The organism is Thiohalorhabdus sp. Cl-TMA, from assembly GCF_041821045.1.
Taxonomy (GTDB): Bacteria; Pseudomonadota; Gammaproteobacteria; order Thiohalorhabdales; family Thiohalorhabdaceae; genus Thiohalorhabdus; species Thiohalorhabdus methylotropha.
In genome coordinates this window covers 1-26,868 of sequence record NZ_JBGUAW010000015.1, presented here as the reverse complement: position 1 = coordinate 26,868, position 26,868 = coordinate 1, and the positions used below count along the sequence as shown (strand labels likewise).

Genomic DNA, 26,868 nt, shown 5'->3' with positions numbered 1-26,868 from the left:
CGCGGAGCACCGAACAAACAGTTCTTCATTGAAATGATTGTTCTTTGCAGGAGAACAAATTGGATCGGCTCACCGAGCTTGAGACCTATGTCCGGGTGGTGGACAGCGGCAATATCAGCCGGGCCGCGGAGCGCATGGGGGTGGCCAAATCGGCGGTGAGCCGGCGGCTCTCGGACCTGGAGCGGCGTCTGGGGGCCCAGCTCCTGACACGTACAACCCGCCAGCTTACGGTCACCGATGCGGGACGGGAGTTCTACGAGCGCTGCAAGCAGCTATTGGCCGACATGGAGGAAGCGGAATCGGCGGTCGCCGATTCGCACGGGGCCTTGCGGGGCAGGCTCCGGATCGCGGCGCCGGTAACCTTCGGCATTTCGCATCTGGTGCCGCTCCTTACGGAGTTCATGCGGCTGCATCCGGAGGTTCAGATCGATGTGGACTTCAGCGATCGCCATGTGAACCTCATCGAGGACGGCTTCGATGTGGCGGTCCGCATCGGCAATCTGCAGGATTCCTCGCTGATCGCCCGCCGGATGGCCCCAATCAGGCCCATTGTCTGCGCCAGCCCGGAGTATTTGCGCCGTCACGGCGAGCCGGAGGTGCCCGGGGATCTGGTGCATCACTACTGCATGGTCTACACCTTGTCCGCGCACGGCACCTCCTGGCCCTATGAGGCCCCCGACGGCTCCTCCGGGGAGGTGCAGGTGCCGATCCGGGCGGCGGCCAATACCGGCGAGCTCCTGCGGGAGGCCGCCATCCAGGGGGAAGGGATCATCCTGGAGCCGACGTTCACGATTTACGAGGCGGTGCGGCGGGGGGCGCTCGTGCCCATCCTCACCGACTACCGCTGGAACGAGCTGGCGCTGCACGCTGTCTATCCGCCGACCCGGCGTCTGGCCCGCCGCGTGCGGGCCTTCGTCGATTTCCTGGTGGACAACATCAGCGACCCGCCTTACTGGGATCAGCCCGTGAATGCGCGGATCGCCGAGCGGAGCGGGGGTATCCCGAGGAATGATCGGGCTTGCGGGGCACCGTGGGGTACAACCATTGGCCGGGATTCCCACGGGTAGTACAAGGGGGCGGGCAACTCCCGGAAGGTGCGTCATGCAACGGATTCTGCTCGGCTTCATCCTCGGCGTCGGGCTCCTGGCGGGCCCGCCAGGAGCGGCCCGCGCCTGCGATGTGCCCATCGCCTACAGCATCGGCGAGGTGGACCGCCGCTTCGATCTCTCCCGTGCGGAATTCCGGCAGGCGATCCGCGACGCCGCCCGGGCTTGGGAGGCGGCCGCCGGGCGGGAGCTGTTCGTGCACCGGCGCGGGGCGGACTTCCGCATCCACCTGCGCTACGGCGCCATCCAGCAGGCCGCGGAGCGGGTGGAGAGCCTGGAGGACAACGTGGGCGCTCTCCGCGAGCGGATCGAAACGGGCAAGAAGCGGCTGGAGGAAGCCAAGGAGCGGCTGCGCGGGAAGCTGCCGCCCTTCGAGGAGCGGGTGCGGGCCTACCGGCGCGAGAAGCGGGCCTTCGAGGCCCGCGTCCGGCGGGTGAACGAGGAGGGCGGGGCGTCGGCGCAGGAGCTGCGGGCCCTGGAGGACCGAAGGCGCCGGCTCCGCCGGCGAGGCGCCGAGCTGCAGGCGATGCGCCGCTCCCTGAAGGAGCTGAAGACCCGGGCCAATCGGCTCGCCGTGCGGGTCAACGCCCTGGTGCAGCGCCACAACCGCCGGGTCCGCGAGGCCCGGGAGCTGACCCGGCCCGGGCGGGAATTCCACCAGGGCTTCTACATGCGCACGGGGCGCGGCGCCGAGCAGATCGCCGTCAACCAGTACCGGGGCCCCGGGCGGCTGCGCTTCATCCTCGCCCACGAGCTGGGCCACGCCCTGGGAATCGGCCATGTGGACGATCGCGGCGCGGTGATGTATTACCTGAACGAGCGGGAGGACTTTTCCCGCCTGCGGCTCGCGGCCGCGGACCGGCGGGCGCTGCGGCGGGCCTGCGGGGCGGCCCCATAGGGCGCGGGCCGGCCCGTCGCGGCCGGAGGCCGCTCCCACCGCGCCTTGCCCAAGCCCCTTGTGGTATTTTCGGCCCATGGAGAACGAGCGCGATCCGAATCTGACCGCCTACCGCCTGCCCGGGGAGCCGGGTCCCGGCGATCCCCTGCCCCGCGAGCTGGACACGGCGGCCCGCTGGGAGCGGCGGGCGCGACTGGTGCGCCCCGATGCCGAGCCCGCCGGGCAGCTGGCCATGGACGGCGGGTGGGTCCCCGTTTTCGGGGTCCGCGCCACCGTGCCCATCGAGAGCGACGCCGACCTCGACGCCACCAGCGCCTACCCCCGCGCGAGCCGGGTGCCGGGCGTCTACGACTACTGGCTGCCGTCGGATAACCCGGAGGACGGGGACGGCTGAGGCCGTCCGCCTCAGGCCGCCTCCACCGGTACCCCGGGACTCCGGCTCCACTCGGACCAGCTCCCCGGGTAGTTGCGGCGCTAGATCACCTTCATGTAGGCCACCAGCGCGTCCTTCTCCTTCTGGTTGAGGTCCAGCTGCAGCACCAGGTTGAAGTACTCCACCGTATCCGCGAGGGTCATCAGCCGGTCGTCATGGAGGTACGGCGGCGAGTCCTTGATGCCCCGCAGGGTGAAGGTCTTGATGGGCCCGGTGGGAATGGTGTACTTGCCGTTGATCTCGCGGGGCTCGAAGAAGCGCTCGTCGTGTAGGTCATGCATCAGGCTGTCGGTGAAGTTGGCCCCGCTGTGGCATTCGGCGCACCGGCCCTTGCCGCGGAATACCTTCTGGCCGAACAGCTCCTGGTCGGTGGCCTTGGCCGGGTCCAGGTCGCCGTCGGCCTTCAGCTTGGGCGCCGGCGGGAAGTCGAACATGGTCTGCATCTGGCCCATGGCGGCCACCTGTCCACCGCGGTCGAGCACGTTCACGCCCTTCTTGGCGGCGGTCACCTGGTCGCCGTCGAAGTAGGCCGTGCGCTGCTCGAACTCCGTGAAGTCCTCCACCGAGCGCAGGGCCCGCTTGGAGCCGTGGATCTGCTGGTTGAACATGCCCCGCAGGCTTACCGTCTCGATCCGTAACCGCGCCTCGTTCGGCCGGGTGTCCGGGTTGAGGTGGAAGGCCCCGTTGGTGTGGCCGTTGGTGTGGCAGTCCAGGCAGGCGACGCCGTTGCTCGGCTCCAGCACCTTGCGGTCGTGGGTGGCGTTGAACTGCTGCTGCGGGAAGGGCGTGAGCAGCAGGCGCATGCCCTCGAGCTGGACGGGCGTCAGCACGCCCCGGAACAGCTCGTGGAAGTTCTTGATGGTGATCACCTTGCCCTGGGAGACGTCGCCGAGGTCCGGCCGGTTGGTCAGGAACAGCGGCGGCGGGAATTCGGGCAGGAGGTGCTCGGGGAGATCGAAGGCCACATCGAAGCGCTCCAGGTTGCGGTCCTCGGCCTTGCGGATGGCCTCGATCTGCTCCTCGGGAAAGACCATGCCGCCGGTTTCGTGCTTCGCGTGTGGAAGCGGCATGAAGCCCCGCGGGAAGAGGTCCTTCTCGCGGATCTCCTCGGGGGTCATGTCATTCAGTTCATCCCAGGAATCCACGCCTTCGGGCAGCTTCACGCGCACCCCTTCCTGCACCGGTTTGCGGCTGGCGGACATCATGGTGTCGGAGGGGCGGTCCGACAAGTCGTAGCGTCTCTCCAGCAGCCCCTGCTGCTCCTGCATAACCTGGTCTTTCTGGGCGCGGTCCTCCTTGAGGATCTTCTGGAAATCGATATCCGCCACGGGGAAATAGCTGCCCCCCGAGGGCCGTTCCGCCTGGCCGTTCTCTCCCTGGGCCACCACTCCGGAATAGAGGGCGAGCCCCACGACCCCGGCCAGACATACCCCCGCAAGGGTGTTGGTCCCAAACATACCGGCTCCTTTGTCCGCGCTGAGCCCCTGGCCGCGGGGCTCGTTTCCAACCCCGAAGAGCCGCGTGCTCCGGCAGCCCCTTCTGGCAGGTTCGAACGGGCGGCGCCATTATTCACCGAGGTTCTGGCCGGAACTTGATCAGATCGGGGGTTTGTTCCGGGATTTCAGGAACACATACGAAAAAACCCCATTTGATGACCGGGGAATTTGCGATGGTGGTTCTGGCGGGGCGAGGGTGTGGGAGGACGGCGGAGAGGCGTGGCAGAGGTCCGGATCGCCGGTTCGGCTGTGGCTTCGGAGATCGACTTCCCCTGAAGGAGGCCTGCATGGCCAAGCTGAAGCTCGACTTGCATCCCATTGCCCGCAATGGCGCCGCCATCGAGGCGGAGCTGAATCGGGTGATGGACGAAGCCGAGGAGAAGCGGGTGAAGACCGTGGAGATCATTCACGGCAAGGGCTCCGGGCAGCTCAAGAAGCGGGTGCTGAAGTTCCTGGAGCGCTCCGACATCAAGGCCCGCTACGCCCGCGTGGATAAGGATGCCAAGAACCACGGGCGGCTATTCGTCTACTTCAAGTTCTAGATTGCCTGGCCCGGACGCACGTCGGCCCCGTCCGGGGAACGGGGCCGACGGGGTAAGGCGTGGCCGGGCCGGGGCTCAGCTCTTGCGCCGCAGCACCCAGATCTCCAGCAGAGACCACTCCTCGCCGGGGTAGTTCTCCTGCTCCAGCGGCGAGAGCTTGCGGTGCCGGGAGGCGCCGCTGCCGACGAACTCGAAGCGTTCCAGGAGCTGGCGCTTGGTGGCATCGGCCTGGTCCGGGGCGAAGGGATTGAGGAAGTTCACCAGCATGTAGCCTTCCCCGGAGCCCCTGGCGAAGGCGTCCAGTAGTTCGGCCACGGCCTCCGGCTCCAGGTAGACCAGGGCGGCCGTGGAGATGAGGATGTCGGCGTTCTCCAGGGCCGCGTCCACCGCCTTCCGGGTCTCGGGGGCCGGCGCGTTGAGGTCGGCCTCGATGGTCTCGTCGTAGAGCCCGGCGGACTTCCCGTAGGCCAGGGCGTTGGCGGAGATGTCGATGCCCGTGGTGTGGGCCGGGAAGCGGCGCGGCTGGTCGACGGTTTTGGCCGCTTCCTCGCTGCGCCAGTTGTTGCGGATGGCGTCGTAGTCCATGCCGTTCAGGGTGGCCATGGTGGTGTTGCCGAAGCAGCCGGCCAGATCGACGAAGTTCAGCGGGCTGCCGTCGGCGGCCTTCTGCTGCGCCCAGGGCAGGATCAGGCGGTCGAAGGTCTGGCGGTTGAAGTTGTCGGAGACGTACTCCAGCGCGTCCAGGATCCGCTCCTTGTACGGAACGGGGGTCTCCGCGACGTAGATGTCGTCGAAGTGCTGCTTCTTTTCGTCGGTCTTCACTTCCGGCTTGCTCATTGGATTATCGTTCCTTGGCGAAAGGGGGCGGCTTATGATCCTTCCTGCCGGCATCCGGGGTCAAGACGGGGTCTTTCACGATCTCCGCCGCCGAACCGCCGCAGCGCGCTTCGGATGCCACCAGGTGCCGGGGTACACCGAAAGGGTGCCGGGCGGAAGCGGAATCCGCCCGGCGGGTCCGCTCACCCGATGATCTCGCCGCCCAGCGCGTAACCGCTTTCCGCGGTCTCGCTGATCTGGACCATGACGAAGTTCCGTACATCCTCCTGCTTCCGTTCCTGGAAGAAGGTGCTGACCGTCTGGGTCAGGCGCTCCACCATTTCCTCCTTGTCGGCCTTGGAAAGATCGTTCTGGGGAACCGTCAGGCGAACCGTCGGCATGATGGCCTCCTGTTGTAAATGACAGATATTGATTTCTGTTATTCGATCAGCCATGCTGTTTCGGGTCAAGCAACCGAAGAACAGGCGGGGGGATGGTTATGCATACGCGCGCAATGGCCGGCGGCCCCGAGGTTTCCGCACTGGGACTGGGCTGCATGGGCATGTCGGATTTCTACGGCGCCGCGGATCCCGCGGAATCCATCGCCACCGTGAACGAGGCGCTGGACTGCGGGGTGACCCTGCTGGATACCGGGGATTTCTACGGCATGGGGCACAATGAGCTGCTTCTGCGGGAAATCCTCTGGGAGCGGCCCCGCGAGGAGCTGTTCATCGCCGTGAAGTTCGGCGCCCTGCGGGACCCAGCGGGCCGCTTCACCGGCGTCGATGCCCGGCCCGAGGCCGTGCAGAACTTCCTGGCCCATACGCTTACGCGGCTCGGCACCGACTATGTGGACCTGTACCAGCCCGCCCGGGTGGATCCGAACGTGCCCATCGAGGAGACCGTGGGAGCCATGGCGCAGATGCGGCAGGCCGGGCACGTGCGGCACCTCGGCCTCTCGGAGGCCGGCGCGGAGACCCTGCGCCGGGCGCACCGCGAGCATCCACTCACCTGGCTGCAGATCGAGTACTCCCTGCTCTCGCGCGGCATCGAGGAGGAGATCCTGCCCGCCTGCCGGGAGCTGGGTATCGCCGTGAGCGCCTACGGCGTACTGTCGCGGGGTCTGCTCTCCGGCCATTGGTCCAGGGACCGGTCCGAGCGGGCCCGGGATTTTCGCGGCCATTTGCCGCGCTTCCAGGGCGGCAATCTCGACAACAATCTCGCGCTGGTTCAGGCTCTGGACGGCCTCGCGGCGGAGAAGAACGTCTCCGTGGCCCAGCTCGCTATCGCCTGGGTGCTCGCTCAGGGAGACGATATCGTCCCCTTGATCGGCGCCCGTACCCGCGAGCGGCTGCGGGAATCCCTCGGGGCGCTGGATGTGGTGCTGAGCGCGGAGGAGCTCGCGCGGATCGAGACGGCCGTGCCCCGGGACGCGGTGGCCGGTGAACGCTATGGTGCCGAGCAGATGGCCATGCTGGACAGCGAGCACAAAGGAGGGACCCCGCCCGGTGACGGATGAACCGCTGACCGCCGATCGCATTCTGGATGCCGCCGAGGAGGTCCTGCGCCGCTTCGGGCCATCGAAGACTACGGTGGTGGATGTGGCGCGCGCGCTGGATGTCAGCCACGGGACCATATATCGGCACTTCCCGAACAAGGCCGCCCTGCGCGATGCGGTGGCGGAGCGCTGGCTCGCCCGGGTATCGGCGCCGCTGGAGGCCATCGCCGCGGAGAAGGGGCCCGCCGACGACCGTCTGCGGCGATGGCTGCAGGCGCTCGCGTGGGCCAAGCGGCGCAAGGTGCTCGACGACCCGGAATTGTTCGCCACCTACCACGCCCTCGCCGAGCAGGCCCGCGGCGTGGTGGACGCCCATGTGGAGGCGCTGATCGGGCAGCTGGCGCGGATCATCCAGGACGGGATGGCCGCGGGGATTTTCACGGTCACCGACGCGCGAGCCGCCGCGCGCGCGGTCTTCGATGCCACCATGCGCTTCCACCATCCGGCGCACAGCGCCCAGTGGCAGGACCCGGGCATCGACGAGGCCTTCGAGGAGGTCCTGCAAATGGTGCTCGCCGCCCTGGCGGGACGTCATCCGGACTAGGCAATGCCCCTCGTTTCGCCTCCCGGGGAAGTCCGCAGCGGGCTGCCTTGATCCGGATCCCCTCAATACCGAGCCCGTTGCCGCCGCATTCCGTCCCGAAAAGGTTGTCGAACGGTATGACCTCCGGCCATGCCGGACACCGGGCGGTCCTCCATACGGCGCCAATCCTAACGACTGCAATCCCGAGTCGATCCAGGGCCGGAGGTTCCCGGGCGTATTCCCGTCCCTTCTTGGTATGCTGTTTCGTTTAACCGGCTGAAAACCACGTGCTCTACCCGTCTCCCATCCAACGGAAAACCCTGGGGAGCCCCCAAAGCGATGTACGGCAAGGACGATTTCGAGCTCAGGCATGCGCCCCATGACCTGGATCGCGATTTCCCGGCCTCCGGGGCGGGACGCCCGGAGACAACGCCGGCCATATCCGTTTCGAACCTCAACAAGACCTACGATTCCGGCTTCCAGGCCCTGCGCGACATCGACTTGGAGGTCCACCGCGGTGAGATCTTCGCCCTGCTCGGCCCCAATGGGGCGGGCAAGACGACCCTGATCAGCATCATCTGCGGGCTGGTCAACGCCACCTCCGGCCGCGTGCTCGTGGAGGGCCACGATAACTTCTCCGCCTACCGGGAGGCGCGCTCGCGGGTGGCCCTGGTGCCGCAGGAGCTGACCACCGAGTCCTTCGAGACGGTCTGGGCCACGGTGAGCTTCAGCCGCGGCCTGTTCGGCAAGCCGCCCAACCCCGACCACATCGAGAAGGTGCTGCGCGACCTGTCTCTGTGGGACAAGCGAAACAACAAGATCATGACGCTGTCCGGGGGCATGAAGCGGCGCCTGCTCATCGCCAAGGCGCTTTCCCACGAGCCCCGCGTGCTGTTCCTCGATGAGCCCACCGCCGGGGTGGACGTGGACCTCCGTCATGGCATGTGGGAGGTGGTGCGCCACCTGCGCGAGACCGGCGTAACGGTGATCCTGACCACCCACTACATCGAGGAGGCCGAGGAGATGGCCGATCGGGTGGGGGTCATCAACAAGGGCAGCCTGGTGGTGGTGGAGGAGAAGAACGAGCTCATGCGCAAGCTCGGCGGCAAGCGGCTCACCTTGCAGCTTTCCGAGCCGCTGGAGCGAATCCCGGAGGGCCTGGACGGCCGCAACCTGGATCTGGCGGCGGACGGCTACGAGCTCACCTATACCTACGATTCCAACGGCGAGGGCACGGACATCGCCGCGCTTCTCACGGAGCTGGGCGAGGCCGGCATCCATTTCACCGACCTCCACACGGAGCAGAGCTCCCTGGAGGACATCTTCGTCAGCCTGGTGCGGGAACGGCAATGAACATCCACGCTATCCGAGCGATCTACGGCTACGAAATGGCGCGCACCGGGCGCACGCTGCTCCAGAGCATCGTCTCGCCGGTGATCTCCACCTCCCTGTATTTCGTCGTTTTCGGCGCCGCCATCGGCTCGCGCATCACCGAGGTGGAGGGGGTCACCTACGGCTCCTTCATCGTGCCGGGGCTCATCATGCTCATGCTGCTGACCCAGAGCGTGTCCAACGCCTCCTTCGCCATCTTCTTCCCGCGCTTCACGGGTACCATCTTCGAGGTGCTCTCCGCCCCGGTTTCCGCCTTCGAGGTGGTGATCGGCTATGTGGGCGCCGCCGCCACCAAGTCGGTGGTGCTGGGGCTCATCATCCTCGGCACGGCGGCCCTGTTCGTGCCCCTGGAGATCGCCCATCCGGTCTGGATGCTGGCGTTCCTGGTGCTTACGGCCCTGTCCTTCAGCCTGTTCGGCTTCATCATCGGCATCTGGGCGGACAACTTCGAGAAGCTGCAGCTCGTGCCGCTTCTGGTGCTCACGCCGCTGACCTTCCTGGGCGGCACCTTCTATTCCATCGACATGCTGCCGCCGGTCTGGCAGACGGTGACCCTGTTCAACCCCGTGGTCTACCTGGTGAGCGGCTTCCGCTGGAGCTTCTTCGGCCTGGCGGACGTGAGCGTCGCCGTCAGCCTCGGCATGATCCTGCTGTTCCTGGCCCTGTGCATGACCACGGTCTGGTGGATCTTCCGTACCGGCTATCGGCTCAAGACCTGAGGGCCGGCGGAGGGCGCCTTTCGCGGTCCCGGGAACCGGGCTCGGTAGTTTGTGGCGCGGTTGGTATGCTGGAGACCCGACCGGAATACAGCTCGCCGAGGATGCCATGCGCGCGATGGTCTTCGAGGGGGTGGGCACTCCCCTTCAGCTCCAGGAGGTGCCCAAGCCGCGGGCGGAGCGGGACCAGCTCCTGATCCGGGTGCGGGCCTGCGGGATCTGCCGGACCGACCTGCACATCATCGACGGCGAGCTGGACGAGCCGAAGCTGCCGTTGATCCCCGGACACCAGGTGGTGGGCGAGGTGGAGGACGTCGGTGCGGAGGTAACCGGGTTCCGTCCGGGAGACCGGGTGGGGGTTCCCTGGCTGGGCTCCACCTGCGGTGAGTGCCGGTATTGCCGGGCTGGTCGGGAGAACCTGTGCGAGCAGGCGCGCTTCACCGGCTATCACATCGACGGCGGCTTCGCCGAGTACTGCGCCGCCGATGCCCGCTTCTGCTTCCCCATCCCGGAGGCGTTCCCCGATCTGCAGGCGGCGCCCCTGCTCTGCGCCGGGCTGATCGGGTACCGGGCTTGGCGCATGGCGGACGGGATCGAGCGGGTCGGCTTCTACGGATTCGGCTCCGCCGCGCACGTGCTCATTCAGGTGGCCCGCCACCAGAGCGTGGAGGTCTATGCCTTCACCCAGCCGGGAGATCGGGAAGGGCAGGAGTTCGCCCGCTCCCTGGGCGCGGCATGGGCGGGGGGCTCGGACGAGGCGCCGCCCCGGACGCTGGATGCGGCCATTATCTTCGCGCCGGTGGGCGCCCTGGTGCCCGCCGCCCTGGCCGCCGTCCGTCCCGGCGGCACGGTGGTGAGCGCCGGCATCCACATGAGCGATATCCCGGCGTTCCCCTACCGGTTGCTCTGGGAGGAGCGGGTGCTGCGCTCGGTGGCCAACCTGACCCGGCGGGACGGGGTGGAATTCCTGGAGCTGGCCCCCAGGGTGCCCGTACGCACGCAGATCACCCGCTTCGGTCTGGAGGAGGCCAACGAGGCCCTGGAGGCCCTGCGCGGCGGCGCCTTCCAGGGCTCGGGGGTGCTGGTGGTGGACCGGCCGGCGGAGGCCTAGCCGGCCGGGTGGGCCTAGACGATCTCCACGCCCTCGCACTTGTAGGCGCCGAGGAAGATCTCGTCGCTGAGCATGTTGCCGTCCAGGTCGAAGCAGAAGGCGTAGGTCTCGGTGACGTCACCGCGCTCCACGCTCTTCAGGGCCACGCACTCCTCCGGGTGGCCGGGGATGAATTTGATGGAGGAGACGCCCCGGTCCGGGATGCGCTCGCCCACCGTGCGCACCTCGATGTCACGGAACGACTCGTCGGCCACGAGCAGGGTGCTGCCGCCGCGCTCGCGCTCGTCCACGGGCTCGTCGAAGGGCTCCCGGGAGATCTTGCGCGGGAAGAAGTACCAGCGCTCCTTGCGGGGATGCCACTCCGCCGCCTCGTGGATTAGGTAGCCGCGGGCGGCGTCGATGCCCAGCGCCTCGCGCATGGCCTGGTAGCGGTGGTGCCAGTTGACGCTGTGGATGCGGTAGTCCCGGTCGATGAGCTTCACCCACTCCTCGCTGCCGGGGACCACGGCGCCGCCGTCGAGGCCCACCTTGCCGTGGCTGCCCACCACCATCTGGTCGTCCTTCAGGGTGGCCCACTCCGCCTTGAAGCCCTTGAACTTCTCGTCGCCGCTGCCGGTGATGAGGATCTGACGGGGAATCAGGTTGTGGCCGTCGCGGATCTCGCAGACCAGACCGGTGCGGTCGTCGAAGGCCAGCAGCTTGTGGCCGAACTGGAGCAGCTCGGAGAATTCCGCGCCGCGTCCGCCCTCGGCCACCAGGCTGATGAGCTGGTGGCGGCCGCCCTCGGCCTCGGATACCTCCTCGAAGGCGTAGCGGGCCCGGCCGGTTTCCGGGTCCTGGGAGCGAAGCATCCGGTCGTAGCGGAGCATGGACTGCCAGGCCACCTGACCGTCCTCCAGGCTGACCTGGGAGGCCTGGTCCTCGTCGGTGATGATGGCGAGGCTGTAGGTGGTCGTTTCCGGTCCGTAGCGGTCCAGGCGCTGTTCAGCGATAGTGGCGTGTGACACGGTTGTGCCGCTCCTTGGCCGATGGAAGCCGGTTCCCCTTGATTGTGGCCCGTGCCGCCCAAATATGGCCAGGGATGGCGTGGCCGGAATCGCGCCCCTACCCCGGCGGTCCTGGTAGGCTTTTCCGTTCTGATTTCCAAAAACTTTCGGCTGAGGAGCGTTCAATGGCACAGACTGTCCTGATTACCGGCGCCAACCGCGGCATCGGCCTGGAGCTGGCCCGCCAATGGCACGAGCGGGGCGACCGGGTCATCGCCGTATGCCGCCAGCCCTCCGACGCGCTCAAGGAGCTGGGCGTGCGGATCATCGAGGGGATCGACGTGACCAAGGCCGAGGACGTGCAGCGCCTGCCCGGCGCCCTGGGCGACGAGCGCATCGACCTCCTCTATAACAACGCCGGCATCCTGCTCGACGAGAACCTCTCGAACATGAACTTCGAGACCATGGAGCAGCAGTTCGAGGTGAACACCCTCGGTCCGCTTCGGGTCACCCACGCCCTGCTGGACCGGCTGAACGAGGGCGCCAAGGTGGGTCTGATGACCTCGCGGATGGGCTCCATCGATGACAACGATTCGGGCGGACGCTACGGCTACCGCATGAGCAAGGCGGCGCTGAACGCCGCGGGCAAGTCCCTGGCCGTGGACCTCAGGCCGCGGGGCATCGCCGTGGCTATCCTTCATCCGGGCTTCGTGAAGACGGAGATGACCGGCAACCAGGGCCATATCACCCCCGACGAGGCCGCCGAGCGCCTGATCCGGCGCATGGACGAGCTGAATCCGGAGAATACCGGCACCTTCTGGCATTCGGACGGTTCGGTGCTGCCCTGGTAGGAGCGGGTCCCAGCCCCGACCTCCCGGAGCCGGGATTCCGTGTCGGGGCCGGAGGGCCCTCCCACGGGGCGTTTGAGGTCGGAGCAGGATGCGTGGGAGCGGCCTCCGGCCGCGACGTTGTACCCGGGCCTTAAACCGGTCCCGGGAGGGGAGCCGGTAAAGGCCGCGGGCGTCCGCGGCCTATTTTCGCGGCCGGCGCGGACCGAGGTCCGCCGTTAAGGCCCACGGACAGACACTGCAAATACACGAGCCGAGGAGACGGCGATGGCCGGCAAGGAAAGCGGATTCACGGACCGGGAGGTCCAGACCGCCAATACCACCATGATCATGACCATTCTCAATGCCCTCGAGGAGAAGGGCGTGCTCGCCGAGGCGGAGGTGAACCGGCTTCTGGAGGTGGCCGCGGAGAGCACCCGGCAGCACGGCAACGACATCAACCAGGGCGCCGGGGACTTCATCGAGAACGCGGTGCTGGCGAGCCGGCGGAGCTGAGCGCGGCAGTCCCGTCAATCGTCGTCACGCGCCACGACCACCTCCGGCGGCCCGCCATCCGGGGGCCAGGAGACGGTGAATTCGATGGGCGCGCAGCATACGGGGCAGTCCTCGATGTAGGCGGCGTCCCGGCCGCTGGTATCCACCAGCGTGGCAAAGCCCTCGCCGCAATAGGGGCAGCTCACCGGGATCTCGGGCAGGGGTTCCTCGTCCATACCGGGGCCTCCGTGCTCGTCCGGGGGCGGTGCTTCAGTCCGCCGGGCGCAGCCGCACCAGGCGGCCGTTGTCCGCGTCGGTGAGGAGGTAGAGGAAACCGTCGGGTCCGTTGGCAACCGCCCGCACCCGCCAGCCCCGGTCGTCGAGCAGGCGCCGCTCTCGGACCACCTCCCGGCCGTCCAGCGTCAGGTGGGCCAGGTGGGTATGGTCCAGGGCACCAACGAGCAGGTCGCCCCGCCAATCGGGGAAGCGGTCGCCGGTGTAGAAGGCCATGCCCGAAGGTCCGATGGAGGGCACCCAGTAGTGGATCGGCTGGACGGTGCCCTGCAGCCGGTCGGGTCCGATCTCCGGACCGGAGTATTCGCGTCCGTAGGTGGTCTTCGGCCAGCCGAAATTGCGCCCGGGCTCGGGGATGTTGATCTCGTCGCCGCCGCGTGGGCCGTGCTCGTGGATCCACAGGCGCCCGGTCTCGGGGTGCAGCGCCGCTCCCTGCGGATTGCGGTGGCCGTAGCTGTAGATGGCGTCCCGGGCGTCATCGCGCCCTACGAAGGGATTGTCCTCGGGCACCGAGCCGTCGGTATTGAGGCGCAGCACTGAGCCGTTGTGGTCGCTCAGGTCCTGGGCGCGATGGCGCTGCCCCCGTTCGCCCACCGTCATGAACAGGTGCCCCCGACCATCGAAAACGATCCGGGAGCCGTAGTGCTGGGGGCTTTCCACACAGGGCGTGGCCACGAACAGGGTCTCGAAATCCGCCAGACGGTCGCCTTCCAGCCTTCCGCGGCCGAGGTGGGTGGCGCTGCCGGAATCGCAGCGGCCGGACCAGGTCAGGTAGACCCAGCGGTTGTCGGAGAAGTCCGGGTGCAGGGCCACGTCCAGCAGGCCGCCCTGGGTGCGGGTTTTAACCTCCGGAACGCCCTCGATCCGCACCCGCTCGCCGCTCTTCGGATCCAGCCGCAGCAGCGAGCCGGGCCGCTCGGTGATGAGCAGGTCGCCGTCCGGGAGGAAGGCCAGGGACCAGGGGTGCTCCAGGCCTTCGGCCACCGTCTCTACCCGGATGCCCGCCGCCCCGTCGGAAACGGGCGGCGCTTTCTCGGCATGCGCGGCGCCTAGCGCCAGGATCAGCAAGGCGAGGGACGGTAACTGCAGCAGCCGGCGGCTCTTCATGGGGACCCCTCCCTGCGGATGTGAAAAGGGCAGGATTGTACTGTACTGGTTTCCCGCGGATGCGTGTAACCCTTTCCGGGTATTGCCATTCCGGAAAGGATGCTCGGCGCGGGGCCGGATAGTGGGTTAGACTGCCGTGGGCGCTCCCGCCCGGCCCCGGCATGGAGGGTCGGGTAGGCCCGGAACCGCGAAAGGAGTCCGCCGTGACCGCGCTTTCCATCCTGGACCTGGCACCCATCCGGCAGGGCGGCGACGCCGCCGACGCCTTCCGGCACACCCGCGAGCTGGCACGCCACGCGGAGGCCTGGGGCTACCGGCGCTTTTGGCTGGCCGAGCACCACAACATGACCGGAATCGGCAGCTCGGCCACCGCCGTCCTCATCGGCCACGTGGCCGAGGCCACGCGGACCATCCGGGTCGGTGCCGGCGGCGTCATGCTGCCCAATCACGCGCCGCTGGTGGTGGCCGAGCAGTTCGGCACCCTGGCCACCCTCCATCCGGATCGCATCGACTTGGGGCTGGGCCGCGCGCCCGGCACCGACCGGCGCACGGTTCGCGCCCTGCGGCGCGAGCGGACCGAGGGCGCCGAGCGCTTCCCGCAGGACCTGGAGGAGCTGCTGGACTATTTCCGGCCGGCGGGGGCCGACCGGCCGGTGCAGGCCGTTCCGGGCGCCGGGCTCGGGGTGCCCGTCTGGGTGCTGGGGTCGAGCCTGAACAGCGCCGAGCTCGCCGCCCAGCTCGGGCTGCCCTATGCCTTCGCCTCGCACTTTGCGCCCTATCAGCTGCTGGAGGCGCTCTCCCTCTACCGCCACCGCTTCCAGCCCTCCGAGTACCTCGATCGCCCCTACACCATGGCGGGCCTCAACGTGGCGGCGGCGGACAGCGACGCCGAAGCCCGTCGCCAGTTCACCGCCGTCCAGCAGCAGTTCGTCTCCATGGTGCGCGGCCGTACCCCCGGGCCCCTGCCGCCGCCCGTGGAGCACATGGATGCGCACTGGAGCCCGGAGGAGCGCGAGCGCGTCAGCCAGATGCTGTGGGCCTCGGTGGTGGGCGGTCCCGAGAGCGTGCGCGCGGGGCTCGCTCGGTTCGCGGAGCGGACCGGCGCCGACGAGATCATGGCCACCACCCAGATGTACGAGCCGTCGGCCACCCTCCGCTCCTTCGAGCTCCTGGCGGAGGCCCATGCGTCCCTCGGCGCCGAGTCCGGAACCGGGGCCTGAGCCGGGCCCCCATCAGACCCCGCCGCCGGGCCGTCCTATCCCCCGCCGCCTGCCCGGGCCTCCCGCTGCCGCATCTCGTTCTTGAGCACGTGCCGGTACTCGCGGATGCGCCGCACGTAGCGAACCGGCTCGGTGCCGCGGGCGTATCCGTACTTCAGGTCCCGGTAGTAGTCCTTGTCGGCGAGCAGGGGCAGGACCTTTTTCATGCTGCGCCATCGATACGGGCTCAGGCCCTTCTTGCGCGCCAGCTTCTGGGCGTCGTGGAGATGGCCCCGGCCGACATTGTAGGCCGCCAGGGCCAGCCAGGTGCGGTCGGGCTCGGTGACCTCGTCGCTGAAGCGCTTCTTCATGCGGGCCAGGTACTTGGCGCCGCCGAAGATGCTCTGCTTGGGGTCCAGCCGGTTCTCCACGCCCAGCGAGCGTGCCGTGCGCAGGGTGAGCATCATGATGCCGCGGACGCCCGTGGGACTGCGGGCGTTCGCGCGCCAGTGGGACTCCTGGTAGCCCTGGGCGGCGATGAGGGTGTAGGGGAGATCGTGCTTTTCGGCCGCCTGGCGGAAGTAGGAGCGGAACTTGGGGAATCGGCGGTCGATGCGCCGCATGTAGACGCGCGTGTCCACGTAGTCGAAGACCTCGAAGAAGCCGTAATACTTCTCCTGGAGGCGGCTCAGCCGGTTGTCGGCGCGGTATGCCTCCAGCCATTCCGCCACGGCCCGCTCCAGGTCCGCGCTCGATGCCGGAAGTGCCCACGCCAGGGACTGCTCCCGGGTCAGGTTGAAGGGCGCGCTCAGCTCGGGGAAATAACGGCGGTTGATGTCGACGATGGTGGAATCCGCCACCGTGCAGTCGATCTCGCGCTTCCATACGCTCTGCAGCAGCTCCTCGGTGCTCGTTTCCGGGATCTCCCGCCAGCGCAGCTCGGGGTGCTCCGGCTCTAGGGCCCGAAGACGCTCCGCGTAGCTGCTGTCCGCCACCACAGCGAGGTCGAGGCCCGCGAGGTCCGCCACCCGCTCCGGCTGGACATTGTCCCTGCGGCAGACCACCTGCTGGGTGACGTCCTGGTAGCCCGGCCCGAAACGGAAGTGCTTTCGGCGTTGGTCGGTGGGCGTCAGGCCCGCCGCAGCCAGGTCCCCGGCTCCTTCTTGGAGGCTGTCCAGGATGGCGCCCAGGCTGGGGCGGAGCTTGAATTCCGCCTCCACGCCCAGATGCTCCGCGAAGTCCCGTGCCATCTCGTACTCCGGACCGGCGGCCTCGCCGTCGCGGTCGATGTACCAGGTGGTGGGCGCGTTGCGGGTCAGCACCACGAGCTTCCCGGACGCCTTGATCTCCTCCAGGCTGCGGGCGCTGGACTGCTCCGCGGGGCGGTCATCGCAGGCCGCTAGGAGGAAACAGGAAAGAACCAGAAAATGGTAGATCCGGAAGCCCAAGGATACGCTCCGTGACAGTGGAAAAACGGTGGCTTCTGGGGTCGGAGCATAGCCCAAATGCGGCCGCCATCATACGGGCAGTCCCTTGAAAAGGGGGGGGGTACACCCCTTACGGGCCCCGAGCCGGTGCGCGGGGCAGGCTGGAATGAAACTGCGGTGCGATCCCGGTCGCCTGTCCGCCCCCTTGCGACAGGCTCCGCGGAGCTTAGCGCGGATGATCGCCGCAGGCCGGTCCGGGACGCGTGAAGCGGAGCGCGATGCGGGCCCGGAAAAGCGCGGGAGGCGCAAGCAGGAATGACGGTGGTGGCGGGACTGGACGGATGCAGGGGCGGCTGGCTGTGCCTGTGGGGCGACCCGGAAAACGGTCGCCTGGCGGCCCGGATCCTTCATGAACTGGAGGAGCTGACCTTTCTGGAGCCCCGACCACGGGTGGTGGGCGCCGACATCCCCATCGGACTGCCGGAGCGCGGCGTCCGGACCTGTGACCGGGCGGCCCGGCGGCTCCTGGGCCGGCCCCGCTCAAGCAGCGTCTTCCCGCCGCCCATCCGCCCCATGCTCGAAGCGAGCTCCCATGCGGAGGCCTGCCGCATCGGCGACCGGATTCACGGGTCCAGGCTGTCCCGGCAGGCGTGGAATATCCTGCCCAAGATCCGGGAGATGGACGCCTTTCTGGTGGCCGGATCCGACCGGCCGGGCTGGGTTCGGGAGGTGCACCCGGAGGTGAGCTTCGCGGTCTGGAACGGCGGTGCGCCCATGACCCATAACAAGCGGAGCGTGGCGGGCGGCCGGGAGCGCGCGGCCCTGGTGGAAGGGTACCTGGGCGGCCGCCTGGACCGCGCCCGGGCGGACCTTCCGCCGGACGGGTTCGCCGGGGACGACCTGCTGGATGCGGTGGCCGTTCTCTGGACGGCCCGGCGCATCGCAGCGGGCCGGGCCGTCCGCCTGCCCGAAGATCCGGAGCGGGACGCCGGGGGCCTGCCCATGGAGATCCTGGCCTAGCGGTCCTGCCCCGCCTCCGGGGGGGAGCCCGGCCGCCTGTCGGGAAACCAATCCGCGCCCGCGCCACCCAACCCAATAGGAGCCGAGGCTCCGACGCGGGGCCGCCGCATGAACGGCATCGGATCAGGAGGAGGCCATGGGCGCGGAGATCATGGAGCTGTATCCCGAGCCCGGGACGGAACGGACCCTGGAGGGTACCTACCTGTCCCACGACATACGGGGCCGGGGGACGCCGGAAGCTCCTTTCGTATACGCCAACTTCGTATCCAGCATCGACGGCCGCATCGCCGCCGCGGAGGCGGATACCGACGAGCCCTACGTGCTGGAGGGACTCGCCAACAGCCATGATTGGCGGCTATTCCAGGAGCTGCAGGCGCAGGCGGACTGCCAGGTCACCCACGGTGGCTATCTGCGGGCCCTGGCAGAGGGCAAGTTCGGGGACATCCTGCAGGTGGGGATATCGGAGGAAGCCCGCGATATCGGCGCCTGGCGGCACGAGCGGGGCCTCACCGAGCAGCCCGACGTGGCCATCGTCAGCCGCCGGCTGGATTTTCCCCTGCCGCCGTCCCTGGAGGCGCACAAACAGCAGGTGCACATCATCACCGGCGAGGACGCGCCGCAGGACCGCGTGCGGCATTGGCGGGAGCGCGGCCTCGACGTGCACTTCGCCGGGACCGGGCGGTCCGTGGAGGGGGGAGCCATGACCGGCGTCCTCGGACGGCGGGGCTATACTCGCCTGTATCTCCTCGCCGGGCCGGAGATGATGGAGACGGTACTCCGGGACCGGGCCCTGTCTCGGCTGTACGTGACCCTGACCCACCAGATCATCGGCGGCGAGGCCTTTCACACCCTGGCCTCCGGACCCCTGCTCGGGGACGCGGGCCGGCTCAGGCTCAATACCCTGTACTACGACCCGCAGAAGCCCAAGGGGACCGGGCAGTGGTTCTCCTCCTTCGAGCTGGGCCACTGAGCGGAGCGAAGCGGCTCGGTCGCCCGCAGTCGCTGCGGGCCATTGGGCTCGGAGGGCCCATCTGCTAGATTTGGCCTCCCTTCTCCAAGCCCGCGGCCCGGCCCATGCAATTTCCTCCCGGCGTCCACCTGGAGCGCCATCCACGCTGGAACGCGCTCCATTTCGACAGCCCGCGACCGGTGCTTTCCTCCGCCCCGGTGGGCGGAGGGGACGTCCGGGTCCGGCGGGTGGTGAATCTCTGCGTGCACGGCCCGGACTGCCATGCGGCCTGCGCCGATCCCGCCGCGGCCTTCGAGCGGCTGGCCGCCGAGCAGGGCTGGCGGGGCCCGCTCACCGGACTCATGACCGGGGTTTCCGCCGAGGATCTCGGCCTGGCCCGGGCGCCACGCCAGGCGCCCCTCTGGTCCGTGCTCGCAACCGTCGGCACCAGCAATGCCCATCATGCCGGTGATCCGGCCCCGGAGCCGGCGGGTCCCGGCACCATCAACGTGATCGCAGTCACCGGGCAGGAGCTGACCGCCTCGGCCCGGGCGGAGGCGCTGGCCCTGGTCGCGGAGGCCAAGACCGCCGTGCTCGGCGATCTCGGCCGGACCGTCCCGGGCTCCCGGCGCCCGGCCACCGGCACGGGCACCGATGCCGTGGCCGTCGTTGCCCGGCCCGGGGACCGCACGGCCTTTACCGGTTACCATACCGCCTCCGGACAGGCGCTGGCCGCCGCGGTGCGCGAGGCGGTGGGCGCCTCCCTGGCCATGACGGAGGGGCGCGATGCTTCGGATCTCCAATAAGGTCGGGATTCCCGACCAGGAAATCGAGATCACGGCCGTGCGTGCCCAGGGGGCCGGCGGCCAGAACGTAGACAAGGTGGCCAGCGCCGTGCATCTGCGCTTCGATGTCCGGGCCTCCTCCCTGCCCGAGCACTACCGGCAAGGGATGCTGGCCATGCGGGACCGGCGGATCACCAAGGACGGCGTGGTGGTCATCAAGGCCCAGAATCATCGCACCCGGGAGCAGAACCGGGCCGAGGCCCTGAACCGGCTGCAGGCCCTGGTCCAGAGCGCCGGGCAGCGGCCCGCGAAACGCCGAGCCTCCCGGCCGAGCCGGGCCTCCCAGCGCCGGCGCATGGAAGCCAAGAAGCGGCACAAGGAGAAGAAGGCCCTGCGCCGCAAGGTGTATTGAACCAGCATGCCGGCGCAGACCGGCCATCCAGGGGAGGGCGGGAAGGTGCGGGAGGCGGATTGTCCGCTCTGCGGGCGGGGGGAGGCAATGCCCTATCACGCGGACGGCCGGCGTCGGTACCTGTGCTGCGCGGAATGCGGCTTCGTCTTCGTGCCGCCGCGCTACCACCTTTCGCCCGCGGCGGAGCGGGCCGAATACGATCGCCACGAGAACCGCCCGGACGATCCCGGCTACCGGCGGTTCCTGAGCCGGCTTGCGGAGCCGCTGATGGCGCGGCTGCCGGCCCGCGCCTCCGGCCTGGATTTCGGCTGCGGTCCGGCTCCCGCGCTCGCCGCCATGCTGGAGGAGGCCGGCCACCGGGTGGCACTCTACGATCCCTTCTACGCTCCGGACCGCGCCGCCCTGCGTTCCGGCCTCGATTTCATCACCGCCACGGAGGTGGTGGAGCACCTGGCCCGTCCCGGCGAGGAGCTGCGCCGCCTGGCGACGCTGCTGCGGCCTGGGGGCTGGCTCGGCCTCATGACCAAGCTGGTCCTCGATCGCGAGCGCTTCGCCGCCTGGCACTATATCCGCGATCCCACCCACATTGGCTTCTTCTCCCGGACCACCTTCGAATGGTGGACCCGGCAGGAGGGACTGGCGGCCCGGTTCATCGGCTCGGACGTCATCCTGCTGCAGCGGCCGGAGGCCTGATCCCGGTACCCGCGCGCCCTCCGTGTCAGTCGTCCCGCATTCGGCTCAAGGCCTGCTTCAGGCGCTCCAGAGTGGGCGGCTTGAGCAGGTATTCGTCGAAGACCTCCGCGGGCTCGTCCGGGAAGTTGGAGAGCGGGTGCCCGGAGAGCGCCACCAGGGGGGTGCCACGCGAGGAGCGGCGCAGCTCGCCGGCCACCTCGAAGCCGTTCCTGTCCGGCAGCCCGATGTCCAGGAGGACGAGCGCCGGGCGGCTCCGTTCCATGGCCTCCAGGGCGGCCTTCCCCGAGGCGGCGTGCTCCACCTCCTGGCCCAACGCCTCGAGGAGGAAGCGCAGCGAGCTGGCCACGTCCTCGTTGTCCTCCACTACGAGGACCCGGCCCGAGGACGCCGCGGATGCCTCCTGGGTGAGACCACTCCGCTCGGTTTGTGCCTCGGCGGCGGGCAGGTACACGGAGAACCGGCTGCCCTGGCCGGATCCGGGGCTATGGACTTCCACCGTGCCGCCGTGGAGCTCCGTCAGGCGGCGAACCAGGGGCAGGCCCAGTCCCAGGCCCATGGTCTGGGTGCTCCGGTTGGGGCCGCGCTCGAAGGTGTCGAACAGCCTCGGCAGGAAGTGCGGCTCGATGCCGGAACCGTTATCCAGGACCCGCAGGACCGCCCATTGGCCCTCCCGGGATGCCTCCAGCCGGATCCAGCCCTCGCTGGGAGTGTACTTCACGGCGTTGTCGAGGAGGTTGGTCAGGACCTGGGTGAGGCGGACCGGGTCGCCGTTAACCACCAGGGGGTGCTCGGGGAGGGATTGGGCGAAGTCGTGGCTGTCCCCCTCGTGTAGGCTCGGAATGGATTCCACCGCCTGCGGGACCACGCCGCGCAGGTCCACGGCCTCTTCCTGGAGGGTGATCCGGCCCCGGTCGATCCGGGAGAGGTCCAGGAGGTCGTCGACGATGCGGGTCAGGTGGGTAATCTGCCGGGGCAGCACTGTGGAGGCTTCCTCCAGCTGCGTCGATCCCATGTCGTCCTTCTTCAGCTGCAGGAGCTGGGCAATATTGGCGATGGGGGTAAGGGGGTTGCGCAGCTCGGCCGCCGCCACCTGGGCCTCGGCGCGCGCGATCAGCTCCCGCGCCGAGGCTTGGCCGCTCACCACCTCGTTGGCGCCGGCCCGGAAGGCCTCGCGGAACTGCCGGGGACTGGCCTTGGCCAGGGTGAGGATTACCGGCAGATCGGAGGTATGCGATTCCTGCCGGAGCATCTTGGTGAGCTCGTCCCCCTGTAGATCGGGCAGGTCCATGCCCGTGAAGACCACGTCCGGCATGTGGCGCTGGATCTCGTCCAGGGCCTCCCGGGCCGAAGCGGCGGTCTGCACGTGCCACTGCGTGGTGAATAGCTGCTCCAGGTAATGGCGTCGGCCAGGGTCGGCTTCGGCGATGAGCACGTGCTTGCCCTCTTTGGAGCCGCGGACATTGGAGGTGCGGGGAGCCTGGAAGCGCTCGCGCAGGACGAAGTCGGTGACCTCGTCCACTCGGTGCAGGATGTAGCGTACTTCGCCTTCCCCGTCGAGAACGGGGATATTGCGGGGGCTCCAGTAGCGTTCGGCGAACTGCGCCGGGCTTTGGGGGTCCGGGGCGTCGTAGCGGAAGGTTCCGATGCTGTGGGTCTGCTTGTTGCGCAGGACCCGCTCGAAGGAGGCGCTCAGCACGCTGCCGCCCTGACCCTCCGGCACTTCGGGGTTCTGCGGAAAGGCATCGAAGATGCTCCGTCCGATCAGCTCCTCCCGGGGGCGCATGGCACTGCGCACATAGCCGTCGCGGGCCGCCAGAAGTGTGAAATCCGGCGGATCGGGGGCCACCAGGGCGTAGAGGTCCTGCGATGCTTCGAGAACGTCCTGAAAATCCACCCCGGAGGCGTTGGCGCTGCCCGGTGACGACATGGTTGCTCCCGGTAGCCCGGTATCGGCTAATGAAAATCGGTATCCGGCCTAGCAGGGGAAAAGGGTCTTGCAGATCATTCTCGACGAAATCGGGAGGCTTTTTCGAGGGGCGCAGGAGTTGGGTCGTCCCGGGTCCCCGGCCTCGGGCGTGGGTCCGGGAGGGCCTGAACGCCGGTGCGTCGCGATTCGGTCCTCAGGATTTGGTCCCGTGAACCGCCGGTTCTATCCCGAAGCTGCGGGCATACGGGGACGTCTTTCCGGGAATGCCATTAGGCGCTAGGGGGTAGGTGGCCCGGAGCTACGACGGCTGCTCGCCGCTCCGGGCCACAGCATGGGGGGTGTTCCAGGCCAGGAAGAGGGCCGTCAGGGAGCAGCCCGCCATCATCAGCACCACCATGGACAGGCTGCCGCCCACGACCTGGGAGGAAAGGCCGCTGATGGTGCCGGCGATGCTGAATCGCAGCGCGCCCATCAGGGCCGCGGCGGTGGCGGCCATCTCCCGAAAGAATTCCAGGAACAGGGAGAAGGTGTTGGGCACGCCGGCACCGAAGCTGCCGAGGGCCAGGATCAGCCCGGGAAGGAACAGCGCCAAGCGGGGGCTCGTATGGACCACCGCCACCAGATAGAGCAGGGCGGCGGCCTGGAGCAGGACGGCGGCGCGGAGGATGATGGCGGGCGACCAGCGGCGCAGGAGCCACCTGTTGGAGATGTTGAACGCCGCCATGGCGCCGACGGTGCCGGCCATGATGGCGGAGAACACGGGCTTGGACAGTCCGTACCAGTCCTGGAGTATGAACGAGCCGTGGGTGATGTACACCATCATTACGCTGAACACCAAAGCCTGGATGCCGAGCAGGCGCATGGCGGTACCGTGCCGCAGCACGTGCAGGTAGTTGGTCACCAGGGTGTGGAGCGGCGCGCAGTGGCCGGGCTGATGCGGGTAGCTGCGGAATAGGGTGACCCGGAGCAAGACCGCGATGGTGGCGGCGTACAGGGCCAGGAAGAAGAAGATCCCGGGCCAGCTGGTGAGGTGGAGGATGCCGGTGCCGATGGTGGGGGCCGTGGCTGGCGCCACGAAGGTCACCAGGGCGATGAGGCTGAACAGGCGCGCCCCTTCCGCGCCGCTGGTGTGATCGCGGGCGATGGCCGGGACGCTCACCACGCAGAAGCCGCCCCCCAGGGCTTGCAGGAAACGCCAGCCCAGCAGCGCGTCGAAGGAAGCGCTGAAGCCCAGCAGCAGGCTGCCCGCCACGAACATGCCCAGCCCGCCGAGCATGACGCGCTGCCGCCCGTAGCGGTCCGAAAGCGGGCCGCCGATCAGGTGGCCCAACGCCAGCCCCAGCAGGTAGATGCTCACGGACATCCCCACCTGATGGTTGGGGATCCCGAAGGTCCGGGCGATCTCCGGAAAAGCGGGCAGGTAGGCGTCCATGGCCAGCGGACTGACGGCCACCGATGCGCCCAGTAGCAGGGCGAGGCGCGAATGGTTCATGGGCGGCTTGTCCAGGTGATTGCGTGAATGCGGCCAGCGGACAGGTAGCCTAGCAAATTCCGCAAGCCCTGTAGGACCGAAGGGTCCTAGGGGGCGCGTCCGTTCGGCCGCTCCCGGTAATGGGGCTTCCCCGGCTTGCGCGATCGCCGCCGGCGGGATAGGGGATGGGTTTTGGAAAGATTCCGTGCGGAGAAACGCCATGCCTTAGGATCGGTTGGAGGAGCTTCCCGAGCAGGTCCGCAACAACCTGCCCGAGGGCGGGCAGGAGGTCTTCAAGGAGGCTTACAATTCCGCCTACGAGGAATACGCCGATCCAAGGAGCCGCAGGGACCCCGATGAACCCCGCGAGGAGGTGGCCATGCGGGTGGCCTGGAGCATGGTGAAGCTGGATTACACCAAGAACGACAACGGCGAGTGGGTGAAGAAGGAATGAGCTCGGCCGGCCGGGATGTAGGAAGGCCCGGCTGCGCCGGGCCTTTGCAGGTGCTCGCCTTGCGGGCGGAAAGGCCTACGGGAAGTCGTGCGTCGTCGTCTCCCCGGCGACGATCTCCACGTTGGCCGCGTCCCGCAGGCCCACGTCGCTGTCGTCCAGCTCCGGATCGTCGTTGTCGGCCTTGCAGGTGAAGGCCACGGTGTAATCGCCCTTCGGCAGGTAACCGGCGGCATAGGCATAGGCGCCGTTCTCGTCGTCCTGTTCCACCAGCGCGGTGGTCACGGGCTCGGGCTCCCTGCCGTCCAGATCCACGGGTGTTGCGTCCGCGCCGGCGTAGACATACACCGCGAGGCCGTTCCCGCTGCCGCCGCACTTGTTGGTGACGTAGCTGCCACTCACCACGCCCTCCAGGTGGCCCGTGGAGGAATTGTCCACCAGCCGGAGGCTCGGGCGTAGCTGATAGCCGGAGCCCGACTGGGGCTGGTGGATGGACTTGCGCAGCTCGAAATCCACCGTGAAATCCGCCTTCCCGTCTTCCTGGAGCGTGAAGCCGCGAACCAGCTTCAGTCCGGTCTGCCCGCCGCTGGGGACGTACAGCGAATGCTTCTCCCCGTTGCGCATCAGGTAAGAGTCGGTGGCTCCCCGTTCCGCCGCCACGTGCAGGCGGATCCAGCTGTACGCCCCCGCGGGTATCGCGACCCCGTCCAGCAGCTTCTCCCGGGCGGCTCCCGTGAGCGCCAGCAGATCCACTGATCGGGCTTCCTCGAAGCTTCGCTCCACGGCCGGGCCTTCCGCCGGCTTCACCGTGACACCGGTGAAGGACATCACCACCTCCGCCGCCTGGTCCACCGGGGCATCGGTGACTCCCAGGGTGAGGCTTCCGGTGGTCCCGTTCTCCTCCGCCGCGCAGGCGGCCAGCAAGGCGGCGCCCAAGCAGGCGCCCAGCGTCCGCAAACCCAGTCCAGTCTGCATGATCCCCCCATTTTCGGCTGGTTCCCGGAGGTGTTGATATTTCCTCTCCGAGAACGAGTTTGAAAAAAACGATAATCGACCCTACCTGTAAACCGCGGAACAGGCCACCCCGGCCGGGAAGGGCATGGTGTCTGGGGGAGCCATTCGGCAACCACTGCTGTCGGCGAGACTCCGGGACAGGGACCGCGCGTCCGGCCGGGAAGCGTAAAAAGACTTGACATGCGGAGGCTTTCGGCGCCGGAGGGCGTCGCCCGGGTTGAGAAGCGATGCGTTGCGGGAAATAATTTCCAGAGGAGCGCCGGGACGAATCCCGGCCCGCAGTCCGGCGGTCCGAGCGCCCGCCCGGTATGATCCCGCCGCCCCCGGGCGGCCCGTTTTCGGGGTTCGGTTTGGCGCCTACCAACTTTACCCGCGTTTTCGAGGCCTTGAATGCGGCCGGGGTGCGTTACGTGGTTGTCGGCGGACTGGCCACCGTTCTCCACGGGCTGGACCGCCTGACAGCCGACATCGATCTGGTGGTGGATCTTGAGCCGGACAATGCCCGGCGCGCCGTGGAGACCCTACTGGCCCAGGGCTTCCAGGCCGGGGCGCCCGTGGATCCCCAGGGATTCGCCGATCCCGACCAGCGGCGCGACTGGATCGAGCGGGAGGGGCTCACCGTGTTCAGCTTCTGGGATGCATCCGGGAATTCCCCTACGGTAGACTTGTTCGTCGAATCGCCCCTCCCTTTCGGGGGTATGTGGGAGCGGGCCCGGGACGTGGAGCTCCCCGATGGCCGCTGCCATCTGGCCGCCATTGAGGACCTGATCGCCCTCAAGGAGGCCACCGGGCGGGACTCGGACCAGGAGGATGCCCGGAGGCTGCGGGAGATCCAGCAGAGAGGGGACCATGACCGGAAGTAAGCCGACGCCGCTGCCCGCATCGGAAGCCGCCGATCCCTGGGGGGGATGGGCCGACGCCGACCGTTTGCGCCGCGAGGCCTTTCTCCTCCGCACGCCCGCGCAGCGGCTCAAGTGGCTGCAGGACGCCCTGGAGCTCGCCTACCACGCCGGGGCCCTCGATCCGCCCGCCCCCACGGGCCAGTCCCCGCAGTCCCTGCTTCCCGAATGATCCGCCGTTTCACCGGTGCCGCACCGGTGAAACGGCGTTTGCCGGGGTACCCCCCGCTCAGGCTTGGAGCCCCCTAGGGCCTGTTAACGCTATTTGATATACTGTGCTAATGGAAATCACCCAAGCACAGTACGAACAGATTGAAGACC

At 68.4% G+C, this 26,868-nt stretch carries 30 protein-coding genes; 20 read left to right on the top strand and 10 right to left on the bottom strand.

Annotated elements, in window-relative coordinates:
- The first annotated feature begins 59 nt into the window (after window positions 1-59).
- The 3 genes from ACERLL_RS16920 to ACERLL_RS16910 all read left to right on the top strand — a co-directional run bounded on the left by ACERLL_RS16920 (window position 60) and on the right by ACERLL_RS16910 (window position 2,398).
- Window positions 60-1,067 (top strand): LysR family transcriptional regulator, encoded by a 1,008-nt coding sequence (locus ACERLL_RS16920; protein WP_373657283.1) that lies wholly within the window; start codon window positions 60-62, stop codon window positions 1,065-1,067.
- A gap of 34 nt (window positions 1,068-1,101) precedes the next feature.
- Window positions 1,102-2,004 carry a matrixin family metalloprotease gene (locus tag ACERLL_RS16915; RefSeq protein WP_373657282.1) on the top strand — a complete coding sequence of 301 codons (903 nt, stop codon included), beginning with the start codon at window positions 1,102-1,104 and terminating at the stop codon, window positions 2,002-2,004.
- 76 nt (window positions 2,005-2,080) lie between these two features.
- Entirely contained in the window at window positions 2,081-2,398 is a 318-nt protein-coding gene (locus ACERLL_RS16910; protein ID WP_373657281.1) for a hypothetical protein, read from the top strand.
- An 80-nt stretch (window positions 2,399-2,478) separates the two neighbouring features.
- Here the strand turns inward: ACERLL_RS16910 and ACERLL_RS16905 are convergent, their stop codons facing one another.
- The gene (locus ACERLL_RS16905; RefSeq protein ID WP_373657280.1) at window positions 2,479-3,894 is read right to left on the bottom strand and encodes a cytochrome B6; all 1,416 of its coding nucleotides are present in this window, start codon (window positions 3,892-3,894) and stop codon (window positions 2,479-2,481) included.
- A gap of 326 nt (window positions 3,895-4,220) precedes the next feature.
- Here ACERLL_RS16905 and ACERLL_RS16900 point away from each other — a divergent pair, with 326 nt between their 5' ends.
- Window positions 4,221-4,475, top strand: a complete 255-nt coding sequence (locus ACERLL_RS16900) for a Smr/MutS family protein (RefSeq protein WP_373657279.1) — start codon at window positions 4,221-4,223, stop codon at window positions 4,473-4,475.
- A gap of 75 nt (window positions 4,476-4,550) precedes the next feature.
- Here ACERLL_RS16900 and ACERLL_RS16895 read toward each other — a convergent pair whose 3' ends face one another.
- Both ACERLL_RS16895 and ACERLL_RS16890 read right to left on the bottom strand, forming a co-directional pair.
- Complete coding sequence (locus ACERLL_RS16895) at window positions 4,551-5,312, bottom strand: class I SAM-dependent methyltransferase (RefSeq protein WP_373657278.1); 762 nt, start codon at window positions 5,310-5,312, stop codon at window positions 4,551-4,553.
- Window positions 5,313-5,494: 182 nt separating this feature from the next.
- A complete protein-coding gene (locus tag ACERLL_RS16890) occupies window positions 5,495-5,692 on the bottom strand; it encodes a tautomerase family protein (protein ID WP_373657277.1) in 198 nt (65 codons plus the stop codon).
- 98 nt (window positions 5,693-5,790) lie between these two features.
- On the opposite strand from ACERLL_RS16890, the gene ACERLL_RS16885 reads away from it, so the two are divergent.
- The 5 genes from ACERLL_RS16885 to ACERLL_RS16865 all read left to right on the top strand — a co-directional run bounded on the left by ACERLL_RS16885 (window position 5,791) and on the right by ACERLL_RS16865 (window position 10,591).
- Window positions 5,791-6,810: an aldo/keto reductase gene (locus ACERLL_RS16885; protein ID WP_373657276.1), complete on the top strand. Its 1,020-nt coding sequence runs from the start codon at window positions 5,791-5,793 to the stop codon at window positions 6,808-6,810.
- The gene (locus ACERLL_RS16880; protein ID WP_373657275.1) at window positions 6,800-7,393 is read left to right on the top strand and encodes a TetR/AcrR family transcriptional regulator; all 594 of its coding nucleotides are present in this window, start codon (window positions 6,800-6,802) and stop codon (window positions 7,391-7,393) included. Before ACERLL_RS16885 ends, ACERLL_RS16880 begins: the two co-directional genes overlap by 11 nt.
- A gap of 318 nt (window positions 7,394-7,711) precedes the next feature.
- Window positions 7,712-8,725 carry an ABC transporter ATP-binding protein gene (locus ACERLL_RS16875; RefSeq protein ID WP_373657274.1) on the top strand — a complete coding sequence of 338 codons (1,014 nt, stop codon included), beginning with the start codon at window positions 7,712-7,714 and terminating at the stop codon, window positions 8,723-8,725.
- Window positions 8,722-9,483 carry an ABC transporter permease gene (locus ACERLL_RS16870; RefSeq protein ID WP_373657273.1) on the top strand — a complete coding sequence of 254 codons (762 nt, stop codon included), beginning with the start codon at window positions 8,722-8,724 and terminating at the stop codon, window positions 9,481-9,483. Before ACERLL_RS16875 ends, ACERLL_RS16870 begins: the two co-directional genes overlap by 4 nt.
- Before the next feature lie 106 nt (window positions 9,484-9,589).
- A complete protein-coding gene (locus ACERLL_RS16865; protein WP_373657272.1) occupies window positions 9,590-10,591 on the top strand; it encodes a zinc-dependent alcohol dehydrogenase family protein in 1,002 nt (333 codons plus the stop codon).
- A 14-nt stretch (window positions 10,592-10,605) separates the two neighbouring features.
- Here the strand turns inward: ACERLL_RS16865 and ACERLL_RS16860 are convergent, their stop codons facing one another.
- Entirely contained in the window at window positions 10,606-11,598 is a 993-nt protein-coding gene (locus ACERLL_RS16860) for a hypothetical protein (protein WP_373657271.1), read from the bottom strand.
- 164 nt (window positions 11,599-11,762) lie between these two features.
- Between ACERLL_RS16860 and ACERLL_RS16855 the strand changes: the two genes are divergently transcribed.
- Together ACERLL_RS16855 and ACERLL_RS16850 are read left to right on the top strand one after the other, a co-directional pair.
- Window positions 11,763-12,428 (top strand): SDR family oxidoreductase, encoded by a 666-nt coding sequence (locus tag ACERLL_RS16855; RefSeq protein WP_373657270.1) that lies wholly within the window; start codon window positions 11,763-11,765, stop codon window positions 12,426-12,428.
- Window positions 12,429-12,692: 264 nt separating this feature from the next.
- Entirely contained in the window at window positions 12,693-12,920 is a 228-nt protein-coding gene (locus ACERLL_RS16850; RefSeq protein ID WP_373657269.1) for a hypothetical protein, read from the top strand.
- A 14-nt stretch (window positions 12,921-12,934) separates the two neighbouring features.
- Here ACERLL_RS16850 and ACERLL_RS16845 read toward each other — a convergent pair whose 3' ends face one another.
- Together ACERLL_RS16845 and ACERLL_RS16840 are read right to left on the bottom strand one after the other, a co-directional pair.
- On the bottom strand, window positions 12,935-13,135 hold the full coding sequence (locus ACERLL_RS16845) for a CPXCG motif-containing cysteine-rich protein (protein WP_373657268.1): 201 nt from the start codon (window positions 13,133-13,135) through the stop codon (window positions 12,935-12,937).
- Window positions 13,136-13,169: 34 nt separating this feature from the next.
- Complete coding sequence (locus ACERLL_RS16840) at window positions 13,170-14,300, bottom strand: PQQ-dependent sugar dehydrogenase (protein WP_373657267.1); 1,131 nt, start codon at window positions 14,298-14,300, stop codon at window positions 13,170-13,172.
- A 203-nt stretch (window positions 14,301-14,503) separates the two neighbouring features.
- Here ACERLL_RS16840 and ACERLL_RS16835 point away from each other — a divergent pair, with 203 nt between their 5' ends.
- Complete coding sequence (locus ACERLL_RS16835; RefSeq protein ID WP_373657266.1) at window positions 14,504-15,520, top strand: LLM class flavin-dependent oxidoreductase; 1,017 nt, start codon at window positions 14,504-14,506, stop codon at window positions 15,518-15,520.
- A 35-nt stretch (window positions 15,521-15,555) separates the two neighbouring features.
- On the opposite strand, the gene mltF is transcribed toward ACERLL_RS16835, so the two are convergent.
- Window positions 15,556-16,947 carry a membrane-bound lytic murein transglycosylase MltF gene (gene mltF / locus ACERLL_RS16830; RefSeq protein ID WP_373657265.1) on the bottom strand — a complete coding sequence of 464 codons (1,392 nt, stop codon included), beginning with the start codon at window positions 16,945-16,947 and terminating at the stop codon, window positions 15,556-15,558.
- A gap of 294 nt (window positions 16,948-17,241) precedes the next feature.
- Here mltF and ACERLL_RS16825 point away from each other — a divergent pair, with 294 nt between their 5' ends.
- From ACERLL_RS16825 to ACERLL_RS16805, 5 genes are all read left to right on the top strand, one after another.
- Window positions 17,242-17,946, top strand: a complete 705-nt coding sequence (locus ACERLL_RS16825; protein WP_373657264.1) for a DUF429 domain-containing protein — start codon at window positions 17,242-17,244, stop codon at window positions 17,944-17,946.
- A 136-nt stretch (window positions 17,947-18,082) separates the two neighbouring features.
- A complete protein-coding gene (locus ACERLL_RS16820; protein WP_373657263.1) occupies window positions 18,083-18,916 on the top strand; it encodes a RibD family protein in 834 nt (277 codons plus the stop codon).
- Window positions 18,917-19,020: 104 nt separating this feature from the next.
- Complete coding sequence (locus ACERLL_RS16815) at window positions 19,021-19,701, top strand: adenosylcobinamide amidohydrolase (protein WP_373657262.1); 681 nt, start codon at window positions 19,021-19,023, stop codon at window positions 19,699-19,701.
- Window positions 19,682-20,092: an alternative ribosome rescue aminoacyl-tRNA hydrolase ArfB gene (arfB, locus tag ACERLL_RS16810; RefSeq protein WP_373657261.1), complete on the top strand. Its 411-nt coding sequence runs from the start codon at window positions 19,682-19,684 to the stop codon at window positions 20,090-20,092. Before ACERLL_RS16815 ends, arfB begins: the two co-directional genes overlap by 20 nt.
- Before the next feature lie 87 nt (window positions 20,093-20,179).
- Complete coding sequence (locus tag ACERLL_RS16805; protein WP_373657260.1) at window positions 20,180-20,785, top strand: class I SAM-dependent methyltransferase; 606 nt, start codon at window positions 20,180-20,182, stop codon at window positions 20,783-20,785.
- Between the two features lie 25 nt (window positions 20,786-20,810).
- On the opposite strand, the gene ACERLL_RS16800 is transcribed toward ACERLL_RS16805, so the two are convergent.
- Complete coding sequence (locus ACERLL_RS16800; protein ID WP_373657259.1) at window positions 20,811-22,712, bottom strand: response regulator; 1,902 nt, start codon at window positions 22,710-22,712, stop codon at window positions 20,811-20,813.
- 298 nt (window positions 22,713-23,010) lie between these two features.
- The gene (locus ACERLL_RS16795) at window positions 23,011-24,204 is read right to left on the bottom strand and encodes a multidrug effflux MFS transporter (RefSeq protein ID WP_373657258.1); all 1,194 of its coding nucleotides are present in this window, start codon (window positions 24,202-24,204) and stop codon (window positions 23,011-23,013) included.
- Between the two features lie 214 nt (window positions 24,205-24,418).
- On the opposite strand from ACERLL_RS16795, the gene ACERLL_RS16790 reads away from it, so the two are divergent.
- On the top strand, window positions 24,419-24,637 hold the full coding sequence (locus ACERLL_RS16790) for a ChaB family protein (protein ID WP_373657257.1): 219 nt from the start codon (window positions 24,419-24,421) through the stop codon (window positions 24,635-24,637).
- Window positions 24,638-24,712: 75 nt separating this feature from the next.
- Here ACERLL_RS16790 and ACERLL_RS16785 read toward each other — a convergent pair whose 3' ends face one another.
- Window positions 24,713-25,609, bottom strand: a complete 897-nt coding sequence (locus ACERLL_RS16785; RefSeq protein ID WP_373657256.1) for a DUF4382 domain-containing protein — start codon at window positions 25,607-25,609, stop codon at window positions 24,713-24,715.
- Between the two features lie 389 nt (window positions 25,610-25,998).
- On the opposite strand from ACERLL_RS16785, the gene ACERLL_RS16780 reads away from it, so the two are divergent.
- A complete protein-coding gene (locus ACERLL_RS16780; protein ID WP_373657255.1) occupies window positions 25,999-26,511 on the top strand; it encodes a hypothetical protein in 513 nt (170 codons plus the stop codon).
- The gene (locus tag ACERLL_RS16775) at window positions 26,498-26,719 is read left to right on the top strand and encodes a hypothetical protein (RefSeq protein ID WP_373657254.1); all 222 of its coding nucleotides are present in this window, start codon (window positions 26,498-26,500) and stop codon (window positions 26,717-26,719) included. Before ACERLL_RS16780 ends, ACERLL_RS16775 begins: the two co-directional genes overlap by 14 nt.
- Window positions 26,720-26,868 lie beyond the last annotated feature (149 nt).